Consider the following 13,085-nt stretch of genomic DNA (forward strand, 5'->3'; position numbering starts at 1 on the left):
GCGAACGTTCACCAACGTAACGCTCGGCGCGACCGTTCAGTAGGCGCGTTCGCTATGAGCATGGGAGTGCATCGGCGATGATTGTCCTCGTGAGTGACGATCTGGTGACGCCGGGAGCGCCGAACGACCTGGAAGAGCCCCTTCGACGCGCAGGCCGCTCGCAGGGCGTCCGTGCTGTCCGTCGCGGGTCTCGCGGTGTCCATCCTCATCGCGGTGCTCACGGTGATGCCGCCGCGTTCGCGATCGGCGGCCCTGGGCCCACGTTCGACACCCTTGGCGAGAAGGACGGCAAGCCGCTCGTCAGCATCGACGGCGCGCCCACCTATGACTCCAGCGGGGAGCTGCGCCTTACGACCGTTTCAGTGGCCGACGCTGGGGGCACGCCGTTCACGATGGGCCGGGTTCTCTCGGCGTGGTTCTCGCAGAAGGAGTACACGGTTCCGCGCGAGCTGGTATTCGGCACCCCAGAGGAGCAGGACGCGGTCAACGAGCAGTCGCGCACCGATTGGATCACCTCGCAGGAGAGCGCGACGGTCGCAGCGCTCGAGGAGCTCGGCCACCCGGTGCCCGCCGAGATCACCGTCGCCGAGGTTCCGGACGACTCGAATGCAGCTGGCCACCTGCAGGAGAACGACATCATCGTGGCAATCGACGGGACGGACATCGAGACCTACGAGGACCTCAGCACCGCGATGGGAGCGAAGAGCCCCGGCGACCCGATCACGGTGACCGTGGTGCGCAAGGGTGCGCGCGTCGACGAGACGTTCGACACCACCGACGACGGCGACGGCAACGCGATCATGGGCATCTACGTGGACCCGACCTTCGACCTGCCCATCGACGTCACCGTCGCGATCGACAAGGTGGGCGGACCAAGCGCCGGCCTGATGTTCTCGCTCGGCATCATGGACAAGCTGACCCCGGAGGACGAGCTCGACGGCGCGAAGGTCGCCGGCACGGGAACCATCAGCGCCGCAGGCGATGTTGGCCCCATCGGCGGCATCCGCATGAAGATGTGGGGCGCGCTAGACGCCGGGTCGCGGTACTTCCCTTGCGCCCGTGGAGAACTGCAAGGAGGTCAAGGGCAACATTCCCGAGGGCCTGAGCGTTTTCTCAGTCGATACCCTCGACGACGCTTACCAAGCCATCATGGCGATCGGCAAGGGTGACACCTCGTCCCTGCCTACCTGCTAGATATGGCACCCTGAAGTCCCAGACCGCCGCAAAGGATGTGCCCCGTTGACGTTTGACGCCGACCGCAGCGCCGCCTCGCCGCGCCCAGTTCCCGCGCGCAGGCGCTCGCCCGTGGCCGTCACTGCCGTGGCCGCAGGCATCACGATCGTCCTCGCGATCGCCGTGGCGAACGTGTGGACGGAGTGGCAGTGGTACTCGCAGGTCGGGTATCTCGAGGTGTGGCGCACGCAGTGGGTCGCCCGCCTCGTGACCTTCCTGGTATTCGCCCTGCTCGCGGGGGGCGCCGTCTGGCTGACGCTGTGGTTCGCGCGGCGCGTCCGCCCCGAGCGCGGAGCGCGGCCGGCACTCGACCGCTACCGCGACCAGGTGCGCCCGCTCGAGCGCGCGGTCATGTGGATCGCCCCGATCTTCGTTGGCGCGATCGCAGGAGTCGCGATGTCCTCGCGGTGGCAGGAGCTGCTCGCGTGGCTCAATGCGACCGACTTCGGAAATAAGGACCCGCAGTTCGGTCTCGACGCGTCGTTCTATGTGTTCACCCTTCCTGTGCTCCACGCGCTCGTCGCGTTCTCGCTGACGATCCTGATCCTGTGCACCGCGCTCGCGGCGTTCGTGCACCTGCTGTACGGCGGAATCTCCGGCGGCGGGCGATCGTTCGTGGCCTCGCGCGGTGCGCGCATCCAGCTCGCCGTCATGGGCGCGCTGGTCATGGTCGCCATCGCGGCAAGCTACTGGATTGGGCGGTATAGCCTGCTCAACAAGGAGGGGGAGAAGTTCTACGGCGCCTCGTACACCGACGTCAACGCCGTCCTCCCTTCGCGCGGAATCCTCGTGGGGATCGCTCTCATCGTTGCCGTCGTCTTCCTGCTGGTGATCTGGCGTCCCGATTGGCGCATCCCGGCGGTCGGCGTCGGCCTGATGCTCGTGGCGGTCATCGCGATCGGCGGCGTCTACCCCGCGATCGTGCAGCGTTTCCAGGTCACGCCGAACGCGCCCGAGCGGGAGGCGCCGTACATCAAGCGCAACATCGAAGCCACCCGTTACGCCTACGGGCTCGACAAGGTCGAGGTGAAGCAGTACAACGCGAAGACCGAGGCCGACGCCAACCTGCTGCGCGCGGACGCGGACACGACGACGCAGATCCGCCTCCTCGACCCCAACATCGTCGCCCCCGCCTTCCAGCAGCTGCAGCAGAACAAGCAGTACTACAACTTCGGCGACACGCTCCAGGTGGATCGGTACCGGGTTGGCAGCGACATCCGCGACACCGTGATCGCCGTCCGCGAGCTCAACCTGGACGGCCTGAGCGACGCGAACCGCAACTGGGTCAACGACACCACCGTCTACACGCACGGCTTCGGCGTCGTCGCCGCCTTCGGCAACCGCGTCAACCCCGATGGGCAGCCCACCTTCTGGGAGGGCGGCATCCCTTCCCAAGGCGACATGGGCGAGTACGAGCCGCGCGTCTACTTCGGTCAGAAGCTACCGCTCTACTCGATCGTCGGCGCGCCCGCAGGCACGCCGCCCTGGGAGCTGGACTACCCGGACGACAGCTCAGCGACGGGCCAGGCCAACACCACCTTCACGGGTGACGGCGGCCCCAAGATCGGCAGCCTGTTCGCGAAGGTCATGTACGCGATCCGGTTCGGCGAGGAGCAGATCCTCTTCTCGGACCGCGTGACGAGCGACTCTCAGGTGCTGTACTACCGCGATCCGCAGGAGCGTGTGCAGAAGGTGGCGCCGTATCTGGCGCTCGACCAGACGACCTACCCGGCCGTCGTCGACGGCCGGATTGTGTGGGTCGTGGATGGCTACACGACTACGTCGCAGTTCCCGTACTCGGCCGCGGTGCCGCAGAGCGGAATCTTCTATGGCACCGCAGCGGCAGCAGCGTCGGGCGTATCGCCCTCCTCGCTGAACTACGTACGCAACTCCGTGAAGGCGACCGTGGACGCCTACAGCGGCGAGGTGACCCTGTACGCGTGGGACCCCGAGGACCCGATCCTGCAGACGTGGGGAGAAGGTCTTCCCCGCCTCCTACAAGCCGATCTCCGACATCAGCGCCGACCTGATGAGCCACCTGCGGTATCCCGAGGATCTGTTCGCCATCCAGCGCTACCAGCTGCAGGCTTATCACGTCACGGACCCCGTCTCGTTCTTCTCCGGCGCGGACTTCTGGAAGATCCCCGCGGACCCCACCGCCGAGGCGCAGAACCAGCCCCCGTACTACCTCAGCCTGCAGATGCCGGACCAGGACGCGCCGTCGTTCACGCTCACGGGCAACTTCATCCAGGGTGGAACCAACCCGCGGAACATTCTCACCGGCTACATGGCGGTGGATTCAGAGACCGGCAACACGGCCGGCAAGGTCGCCGAGGACTACGGCAAGCTGCGCGTGCTCGAGATGCCCCGCGACACGACCATCCCCGGCCCCGGCCAGGTGCAGAACAACTTCTCCACCGATCCGGAGGCACAGCAGGTGCTGAACCTGCTGCGGCAGGGAGACTCAACTGTCATCAACGGCAACCTGCTGACGCTTCCCGTTGGCGGCGGCCTGCTCTACGTGCAGCCCGTGTACGCGCAAGCGAAGTCGGGCACCAAGCTGCCGCTGCTGCAGAAGGTGTTCGTGGCGTTCGGCGACGAGGTGGGCTTCGCCGACACGCTCCAGGGCGCGCTCGACCAGGTGTTCGGGGCGGGGGCGTCGGACGGCACGGACGACGGCAATGGCCCCGACGACGACAATGGCTCCGGCACGAACGAGCCGAGCACGCCCGGTCAGCAGGAGGCCCAGCAGGCGCTCGACACGGCCCTCACCAAGGCGCAGCAGGCCATCAAGGACGGCCAGGATGCGCTCGCGAAGGGTGACTTCGCCGCCTACGGCCAGGCCCAGGAGCGGTTGGCGGCCGCGCTCGAGGATGCCGTGACGGCGTCGCGGAGGCTCGCGGGCGAATCCGCGACGGCGAGCCCGGACGCCTAAGCGCCGGTCGGGCTCGGCTCCGCGTGGCGGGCCGTCGCCTTCCGGATGATGACGGCGAGGAAGACCCAGGAAACCGTGAGGAGCGCCGCCATGCTCCACGAGAGCGGCGCCATCGTGTCGAGCACCTCGGGGTGCACCAGCTTGCCGCTCTCGAGGTCGATTGCGCGGAACTGCGCCGTGACCACGAGAGGCTGGATCACCCACGTGAGGCAGAACGGGATCCACCAGCCGAGTAGCAGGCCAACGCCCACGAGGCGACGCGTGATCGCCCGCATGCCGAGATAGGGCAGCACGAAGTCGGCGACGGGAATGAACCAGCCCCACCACTCGACGGCCGGAGGGCCGCCTGGAGTCTCGCCGAGTGCGGTGCGGTTGGAGCGCAGCCGCGACATCCACAGCGCAAGAAAGACGAACGACGCGATCGCGATCACGTTGCCGAGCAAGCCGAGAGCCAATGAGCCGACGTCGAAGCTCGCGTTGTCCGGATCCGCCAGGGTGTCCTTGAGTTGTTGAATCGTGTGCGGGGTGAGTGCGGCGGAGATCACCGAGAGCGCCGTGTATGAGCCTGTGAGCACGATCGCGGCGGTCGCGAAGCCGCCGAGGGGCAGCGTCGGGGCTGCTGCGAGGGGGAAGCCGTAGGGAGCGGGCGGGGGCGGCACCGCGGGCTGTGCGCCGTCCGGAACGAGGATCCCGGGAGGGGGCGTGTACTGGCTGTCGTCGGTCATGGAACCACCCTAACCAAGGGGGATTTGGCCGGGTACGTGGCGTCGGGTAAACTTAACTCTTGCCGACGCGGGGTGGAGCAGCTCGGTAGCTCGCCGGGCTCATAACCCGGAGGTCGCAGGTTCAAATCCTGTCCCCGCTACGAATGTGATGTGTCGGGACATCGTTGACAGATGTCTCGGGGCATCGTTGACAGGCCCCTCCTTCGGGAGGGGCCTTTGTCATTTCTTGGGGTGGTAGTCCAGGTCGGGGTTGAGGGTGTGTTCGGCGATGATTTCGCCGGTTTCGTGGTCGATGACGAGGGTGTCGTTTCCTGCGACGAGGAGCACGATGCGGCGGTGGCGGTGGGGGCGGCCGATGGCGAGGTGGCGGAGTTTCCCGGCCCAGCGCAGGGTGATCACGCCGACGGTGTCGACGGTGTCGTGGCGCACTCTCCAGGACCGTCCTAGGGCTTCGATGCGGGGTGTGTCTTTGGGGAGGGCGGTGTAGGCCTCGTGGGGGGTGCGGCGGTTCAGGGAGCGGTGGGGACGGTCAACGTTGTAGGTGCTGCGGAAGTGGTTCAGGAGTTCGTTGAGGCTGGTCAGGTCGGCAGCGTCGGGTCTGGCTCGCAGCCACTGTTTCAGGGTTTGGTGGAACCGTTCGATCTTGCCCTGGGTTTGGGGGTGGCCGGGGTGTCCGTTCTTCTGGACGATTCCTAGGGCGGCGATGACGTGTTCGAAGTGGTTCGGTCCGCCTTTGCCGTGGGCGAAGCGGGTGGTGAAGATCAGACCGTTGTCGGTCAGTGTTGATGCTGGTAATCCGTGGTCGCGGCCTGCTTGGAGGAAGGTTTCGGTCACGATGGGGGCGGTGACGATGGGGTGAGCGGACAGGTGTGTCACGAACCGGGAGTGGTCATCGAGCCAGGTGATGATCTCGATTTTGCGGGAGCCGGACAGGTGCCAGTGGGTCATGTCGGACTGCCAGCAGCTGTTGGGGGAGGGTGCTTCGAATCGGGTCCATGACGAGCGTGGTCGCTTGTGAGGTTCGGGGGTGACACGGTCGTGGGAGTGCAGGATCCGGTAGATCGTCGACGACGATGGTGGGGTCAGTCCGGAGCGGGTCAGGCGGTCACGAATCGACTCCGCGCCGGCGTCGAGACCCTCGCGGCCAAGGTCATCGCGCACGGAGACGATCTGTTCGCGTAGCTCGTCACTGAGTCGACCTGCCGGTGTGTGGGGTGCGCGGGACTGGGGTTCAAGTGCCGCCAGCCCACCCTCGCGATATCGCGCCAGGAGCCGATGAATCCACTGCCGCGTCACCCCGAAGCGCCGTGCCGCATCCGCGACCGACAGGCCACCCTCCACGATCGCGACCACGATGACCCGGTTCTTGTCTGCATCCGCCATGGCCCATCGTCGAGGCAGGCCGGGTGTAAACGATGCCCCGACACATGTGTAAACGATCAGCTGACATCAGACACTGTCCCCGCTACGAACGCAAGCGAGGCCCTCACCGGAAGGTGAGGGCCTCGCTTCGTCTATCCGGCGCCGCGCTAGCCCGGCCGGACCACGGGCTCGAGTCCGGCGACTGGGTGCTCGCGCTCGAGCGCCGAACCCTCCACATCAACATTCGGCAGGATCCTGTCGAGCCACTTCGGCAGCCACCACGCGCCGTCGCCCACGAGGTGCAGCACGCTCGGCATGATGACCATTCGCACCACGAACGCGTCGAACAGCACTCCCGCCGCGAGCCCGAATCCCATGGGGCGGATCATCGCGATGTCGGAGAAGATGAACCCGCCGAACACGGAGATCATGATGATCGCCGCGGCGGTGACGACGGCCCGGCCGTGGCGCAGTCCGGCCACGACGGCCTCGCGCGCCGGCAACCCGTGCACGTACGCCTCTCGCATGCCCGACGCTATGAACAGCTGGTAGTCCATCGCGAGTCCGAACAGGATGCCGGTGAGCATGATCGGCAGGAAGCTGAGGATGGGCCCTGGGTCGTGGACACCGGAGATGGTGCCACCCCATCCCCACTGGTACACCGCCGTCACGGCGCCAAGGGCCGCGAAGAGACTCAGCACAAAGCCCGCCGTGGCGATGACGGGAACCAGGATCGATCGGAAGACCAGGATGAGAATCAGGATCGAGAGGCCCACGACGACGACCAGGTAGACCGGCAGCGCGTCGGCGAGCTTCTCCGAGATGTCGATGTTGCCGCTGGCCTCTCCCGCAACGCCGATGACGGTGCCGTCTGCAAGCGGCGACGCATCACGTAGCGAGTGCACGAGCGTCTCCGTGGACTCGGAGGATGGCCCCTCGGCGGGAATCACCTGGAAGGCGAGGAAGTCGTTGTCCGCTGAGGTGGCCACGGGTACCACTGCGACCACGTCGTCATACGCCATGATCGCGTCGCTGACCTTCACCTGGGCGGCGAGTAGTTCGTCGTCAGAGACGGGGGAGGGCAGTGTGGCGGTCACGAGCAGCGGGCCGTTGATGCCCTCGCCGAAGTCCTCGTTGATGGTGGTGTACGCCTTGTACTGCGTCGAGTCCGCGGGCTCCTGGCTGCCGTCGGGCAGGCCGAGCCGCATCGAGGCCGCGGGGATCGCGACGATGCCGAGCGCGACCACGGCCGTGCTCAGTGCGAGCACCGCCCGGCCGGTCCCCATGGCCTTGACGGGGGTCTCCTCGTGCTCGGGGGCGCCAACCGTGGCGCGCGCCTTCTTGCCGAGCGTCCGCATGCCGATGAGGCCCAGGAGCGCCGGCGTGAGCGTGATCGCGATCAGCACGGCCACGGCCACGCAGAACGCGGCGACCGTGCCCATGATCCCCATGAACGGGATGCCCGTGATGTTGAGCGCGAGCAGCGCGATGAGCACGGTGGAACCGGCGAAGACCACGGCGTTGCCCGCGGTTCCGTTTGCCAGCCCGACGGACTCGGTCACCTCCATGCCGCGCTTCAGTTGGGTGCGGTGTCGGTTCACGATGAAGAGCGAATAGTCGATGCCGACGGCGAGGCCGAGCATCACGCCGAGCACGGGTGTCACGGACTGCATGTCGACGACGCCAGAGAACGCGAGGGCGGTCGCGACCCCGATGCCCACGCCGACGCCGGACGTCACGATGGGAAGCAAAGCGGGCAGCAGCGCGCGCATCATGACGATGAGCACCACGAGCGCGAGCGCAACGCCGATGATCTCGCCGGCGCCGAGGATGCCCTCGGGCCCGGAGACGAATTCGGCGGAGAAGTACGCGTTGACCCCGGCGGGAACCGCCGCCTCGATGCCCGCGACCACGGCGTCCTTGTCATCCTGCGGCACGCCGTGAACCTCGGTGTCGAACTGCACTACCCCGAGCGCCGTTGCGCCATCTTCGGAGACCGTGGTGAGGGCCGCGGCGTTGGCGGCGAGCTGCTCGCCGGCCGCGAGCTTCGCCTCCGCGGCATCCAGCTGCGCGGTGGTGTCGTCGAGGGCCTGCTGCTGGGCGGCGAACTGGTCGGCCATGGCGTCGTGCAGCCCTGCGGCCTTCGCCTGCGCTATCCCCTCGTCAAGCTGCGCTTGGCCCTGGGCAACTTGGTCGCGCCCCTGGGAGAGCTGGTCCTTGGAGTCCTCGAGCTGCTGAGCCTGCTGCTCGCGCTGCGCCTGCGTGGCGAAGGGATCGACAACGCCGGTGACGTGCTCGACGCTCGTGGCAGTGGCCAGCGCGGCCGTGACCGCGGTCTGCTGGTCGGGTGTGAACGTCGAGCCGTCTGCGGTGGTGAACACCACGCGCGCGCTGCCGCCGTCGAGTCCGCTGATCTCCTTGTTCATCTCCTCCGTGACGCGCTGCGTCTCCGTTCCGGGGATGGAGAAGGTGTCGGCGAGCTTTCCGCCGAAGGCGAGGTACGCGCCCGCCGCCGCGACGAGCGCGAGCACCCAGACGATGATGGCGATGAAGGGGCGGGCTGCGGATCCGCGACCGATGCGGAACAGGAGATGTGCCACGTGGAGAGCCTTTCGGGCTGAAGTTCATAGGGGAAGTGGCGACGCTGCCGGATTCCAGTGTAGGCGCAAGATGCCCATTTGCGCGACAGATGTTGAATAAGTCATGGCGATGGGCCACAATGTGACCGTGGACCCCCGAATAGCCAAGACGCGAGCACGCCTCCAGAACGCGCTCTTCGAACTCGCGCGGGAGCGCGGGATAGAGGCCGTGTCCGTCACCGACATCGTGCAGCGGGCCGCCGTGAACCGGACCACGTTCTACTTGCACTACTCGGACAAGGAGACGCTCCTCGCCGACGCGCTTGACGGCGTCGCGGAGCGTGCGGGCGCGAGCATCCGCGACATCGACATCGAGGCCCACGAGCCGCCCGCGGCGCTCACCGACTTCCTCGTTCACGTCGACGAGCACGCGGATCTCTACCGTCGCGTCTTCAACGAGCCGGGCTACTCGGTGGCACTGTCGCGACTGCGCGATCGGCTGGGGCAGGCGATCCAGCTGCACATCGACGAAGTGGGCGAGCAGCCCGTACGGGACGTCCCCACGCGGTTCGTCATCGCGAGCATCGTCGGCTCGATCCTGGGCATGATCAGCGAATGGCTCAACCAGGAGCCGCATGCCGACGCAACCGAAGCGGCACTGTGGATCTGGACCATAGCCCGCCCGCCGTCGGGCCCCCAGACCTAGCCAACCGCGGCGGCGAACGCCGCGTGATCAGCAACCGTGAGATCCGCGTAGGCCACCGCGAAGTCTCCCACCGCCTCGGCAAACTCGACGCCCGTGCCGAGGTACGCCGAGATCGCGATGCGGTCGCCGCCGCGCGCGTGGGCCCTGGCGAGCGTCCACGCGCACAGTCGCCCGTAATTGGTGAGCGCCGCCGGATCAAAGTCCCCCGTCTCCACCGAGTACTTCCAGTCGCGCAGCTGCCGCACGTAGTAGTCGACGTAGGCGTCCTCGCGGTGCGTGCGCTGCCAGCCGAGCAGCACGTCCGACGCTGCCTGCATGATGCGCTGCCCGGCGACGACCCTCTGGCCTTGGTTCTCGTACTCGGACTCGCCAAGATAGTCAGCGAGCACGGAGCGAGTGGCCTCCTTCGCCTGCAGCAGCAAGGGCTCGAGGCCGTCGTGGGCCTCCATGAGCATGACCCACGCGCGCAGTCCAACGGAGCCGACGCCAACGACCTTGCGGGCGGCGTGGGTGAGCGTGAAGTTCTCGATGAGCAGCCGCCGCTCCGGTGCGAGCGACTCCGAGTACTGGCCGACGAGCGTGCGCATCCACCCGTAGAGATCCTCGATGTCCTGCAGCTGGTCGAGCTCCTCCGCGGGGACAAGCAGCGGCGGGTCCGGCACAAAGCGGGGGTGCCCGTCGACCTCCTCCGTGAGCTTGGCGAGAGCATGCAGCGCGGTGCGCTTCCTCGCCGTCTTCATGCTCCTGGTGAGCGCCTTCACCACCTTCTTCTTGGCGCTGTCTGCGATCAGCTGCAGCTGCTCGTCCGCATCGATGCGCGAGTACCAGACGGCCAGCATGGGCTGGGAGGCGAACTGGTTCATCGCCATCTGGTAGGCGCGCGTGGTCGACACCGCGGTCTCCCTGGCCTCCGCGTCGGAGTGACCGTTGTCTCGCGACGCGACCACCATCGACGCCGCCAAGCGCTTCACGTCCCACTCGAATGGCCCGGGCAGGGTCTCGTCGAAGTCGTTGAGGTCGAAGACGAGCCGACGCTCGGGAGAGCCGTAGGCGCCGAAGTTCGCCAGGTGCGCGTCGCCGCACAGCTGGGTCGTGAGGGCGCTGTGGGGAAGCGCGGCGAGGTCGTCGGCCATCACGAGCGCGGTTCCGCGGAAGAAGGTGAACGGAGACTCGAGCATGCGCTCATGGCGCACAGGGACGAGCTCCTGAACCCGCGTCTCCTCCTGCTTCAGGAGCAGCGCGACGGGTTCCCGGCGGCGGGAGGAAGCAAGCCTCGCGTGCGAAGCGAGCGGGGCGCGGTCGCGCGCCGCGAGGCCCGCCGCTACGGACGCGTCACGCGTGGGGGAGAAGTCCGGCAGCCGGCTCGTGGGCACGAGTCGCATGCTACTCGCGCCCACGCGTCTCTAGACGATGCGGCCCTGGTGCTCGGAACCCGTGGCGCGTGAGCCGGTGCCCACGAAGGTGGGGTCGTCCTCGGCGACGAGGTGGCCGTCGGCGAGGCGCACCGTCGCGTCCGCGATGTCCATGAGCGACTGGTCGTGCGTGGAGATCAGCGCGGTCATGCCTTGGCTGGCGATGACCTCGCGCAGGAGGCCCATGATCGCGGTGCCCGTGTCGGCATCCAGCTGGCCGGTCGGCTCGTCCGCGATGAGCAGCTGCGGATCGTTCGCGAGGGCCCGCGCGATCGCGACGCGCTGCTGCTGTCCGCCGGAGAGTTCGGAGGGCCGCTGGTTCATGTGCTTGGAGAGGCCGACGAGGTCGAGCAGCTCCGCGACCCGCTTGTCGCGCACGGACGTCTTCGCATTGCGCAGCCGCATCGGCAGACCCACGTTCTCGGCCGCGGAGAGCATCGGTACCAGGCCAAACGTCTGGAAGACGAAGGCGACCGTGTCCCTGCGAAGCCCCGTGCGCGCCCGCTCCGAGAGCTTCGTGACCGTGATGTCGTTGACGATGATCGTGCCTGCGGTGGGGCGGTCCAGGCCGCCGATGCAGTTCAGCAACGTCGTCTTGCCGGACCCCGAGCGGCCAACGAGAGCCACGAGCTTGCCCCGGCCAACCTCAAAGCTCACCGCATCGAGCGCGGTGACCTTCCCCGTGCCGGAGCCGTAGGTCTTGGTGACCTCCTGCACGGTCACCATGGGCGTGTCAGTCATCGCTGTTCTCCTTCGGCAGCCACGGCGCGCGCGGCGGGGGCCCGACGGCGGGCCAGGGGGCGGCGTCGGCGTTGCGGGCGCCTCGTCCTCCTGTGTCGGCGGTGCGTAGGGGTCCTGTGCCTCCGGCTCTGCCTCTGGGGGGCTTGGGGGGAGCGGCGACCCGCGGCACGTACGGGACCTCGTCCTCGCCCTGGAGCGGCGGCGCATACGCGGAGAGGTCCGCATAGGGGCTCGGGCGGTAGGTGGGCTCGGCGCCAGGCTCGGGCTCGGGCAGGGCCTCAGCCTCAGCCTCAGCCTCAGCCTCAGCCTCATGTGTCGGCTCGGGTTCTGGTGCCGATACGACCGGGATGGCGCCCGTGACGGCCGGGGGCTTCGAGGGGCTCTCCACCACGTGGCGCTCAGACGCGTCCTGGGGAGGTCCTGCGATCGGCTCCGCGGGCGCCTGGGCAACCGGAGCGGGAGGCTCGTGGCGCACCTTCTTGACGGACCCGTCGGGCCAAACGCCGATGTGGTCATTCTCGAGCTCGAGGCGCACGCGGTCCTTGAGGCCGAGCGATGTGCGGTAGTCGCGCGGCAGCTGCATGCGGCCCGCGCGGTCCAGCACGGCGTACTCCTCGTGGATGGTCTGGGTCACGCCCTCCGAGTCCACGTGGGTGCGGCGCACAACCTCCGTGGCGGTGCGGCCGTCCCTGATGGCTACGGTGCGCTGCACCTGCGAGCTCACGGCGTGGTCGTGGGTCACGACGACCACGGTTGCGCCGAGGTCCCTGTTCGCGGCGCGAAGGGCCTCGAAGACGTCGTCTCCTGTGGCGGAGTCAAGCTCGCCCGTGGGCTCGTCGGCGAAGATCACCTCTGGGTTGTTCGCGAGCGCAACGGCAATGGCCACACGCTGCTGCTCGCCGCCGGAGAGCTGGCCGGGGCGCCGAGCAGCCTTGTCCTGCATGCCCATCGCCGCGAGCAACTCCATCGCGTGCTCGGCCCGCTTCTTGCCGCCTACGCCGGCGAACGCCATGGGCAGCATGACGTTCTCCTTGGCGCTGAGGTAGGCGAGCAGGTTGCGGCCCGTCTGCTGCCACACGAAGCCGACGACGGAGCGGCGGTACGTGAGCCGGTCGCTGTGCGTCATGCGCAGCAGGTCCCAGCCGGCGACGCGCGCTGCGCCCGCGGTGGGGACGTCGAGCCCGGAGAGCACGTTGAGCAGCGTCGACTTCCCTGAGCCGGACTGACCGACGATCGCGATCATCTCGCCCTTGTCCACGAGCAGGTCGAGGCCTTGGAGGGCCTGCACCTCGATGTTCTCCACCTGATAGATGCGCACCAGGTTGTCGCACACGATGAGCGCGTCGGCACCGTACTCGACGGTGGGTGCCGTCAGCGTCTCTGCGGTCAGGT

General features: G+C 67.8%; 7 protein-coding genes, 1 tRNA gene and 2 pseudogenes. 4 read left to right on the forward strand and 6 right to left on the reverse strand.

Features of this window, described 5'->3' with window-relative positions; translation table 11 throughout:
• Positions 1–89: 89 nt before the first annotated feature.
• Together NVV57_08390 and NVV57_08395 are read left to right on the forward strand one after the other, a co-directional pair.
• Positions 90–1,169, forward strand: coding sequence for a PDZ domain-containing protein (locus tag NVV57_08390; GenBank protein ID MCR6712702.1), 1,080 nt, complete (start codon positions 90–92; stop codon positions 1,167–1,169).
• A gap of 136 nt (positions 1,170–1,305) precedes the next feature.
• A pseudogene (locus tag NVV57_08395) lies at positions 1,306–4,168 on the forward strand (UPF0182 family protein).
• Here NVV57_08395 and NVV57_08400 read toward each other — a convergent pair.
• On the reverse strand, positions 4,165–4,893 hold the full coding sequence (locus tag NVV57_08400) for a DUF4328 domain-containing protein (protein MCR6712703.1): 729 nt from the start codon (positions 4,891–4,893) through the stop codon (positions 4,165–4,167). The pseudogene NVV57_08395 and the gene NVV57_08400 overlap by 4 nt on opposite strands.
• Before the next feature lie 66 nt (positions 4,894–4,959).
• On the opposite strand from NVV57_08400, the gene NVV57_08405 reads away from it, so the two are divergent.
• Positions 4,960–5,033, forward strand: a tRNA-Met gene (locus tag NVV57_08405).
• Between the two features lie 79 nt (positions 5,034–5,112).
• Here NVV57_08405 and NVV57_08410 read toward each other — a convergent pair.
• Positions 5,113–6,276 (reverse strand): IS481 family transposase, encoded by a 1,164-nt coding sequence (locus NVV57_08410; GenBank protein ID MCR6712704.1) that lies wholly within the window; start codon positions 6,274–6,276, stop codon positions 5,113–5,115.
• A gap of 146 nt (positions 6,277–6,422) precedes the next feature.
• On the reverse strand, positions 6,423–8,855 hold the full coding sequence (locus tag NVV57_08415; protein ID MCR6712705.1) for an MMPL family transporter: 2,433 nt from the start codon (positions 8,853–8,855) through the stop codon (positions 6,423–6,425).
• Between the two features lie 127 nt (positions 8,856–8,982).
• Between NVV57_08415 and NVV57_08420 the strand changes: the two genes are divergently transcribed.
• Entirely contained in the window at positions 8,983–9,540 is a 558-nt protein-coding gene (locus NVV57_08420) for a TetR/AcrR family transcriptional regulator (GenBank protein ID MCR6712706.1), read from the forward strand.
• Here the strand turns inward: NVV57_08420 and NVV57_08425 are convergent.
• The 3 genes and pseudogenes from NVV57_08425 to NVV57_08435 all read right to left on the reverse strand — a co-directional run bounded on the left by NVV57_08425 (position 9,537) and on the right by NVV57_08435 (position 13,083).
• Positions 9,537–10,913, reverse strand: a complete 1,377-nt coding sequence (locus tag NVV57_08425; GenBank protein MCR6712707.1) for a DUF2252 domain-containing protein — start codon at positions 10,911–10,913, stop codon at positions 9,537–9,539. The genes NVV57_08420 and NVV57_08425 overlap by 4 nt on opposite strands.
• Positions 10,914–10,943: 30 nt before the next feature.
• Positions 10,944–11,693 carry an ABC transporter ATP-binding protein gene (locus NVV57_08430; GenBank protein ID MCR6712708.1) on the reverse strand — a complete coding sequence of 250 codons (750 nt, stop codon included), beginning with the start codon at positions 11,691–11,693 and terminating at the stop codon, positions 10,944–10,946.
• Between the two features lie 490 nt (positions 11,694–12,183).
• Positions 12,184–13,083: pseudogene (locus NVV57_08435) on the reverse strand (ABC transporter ATP-binding protein).
• Positions 13,084–13,085: the final 2 nt, after the last annotated feature.

The organism is Demequina sp. (assembly GCA_024707205.1).
Classification (GTDB): domain Bacteria; phylum Actinomycetota; class Actinomycetes; order Actinomycetales; family Demequinaceae; genus Demequina.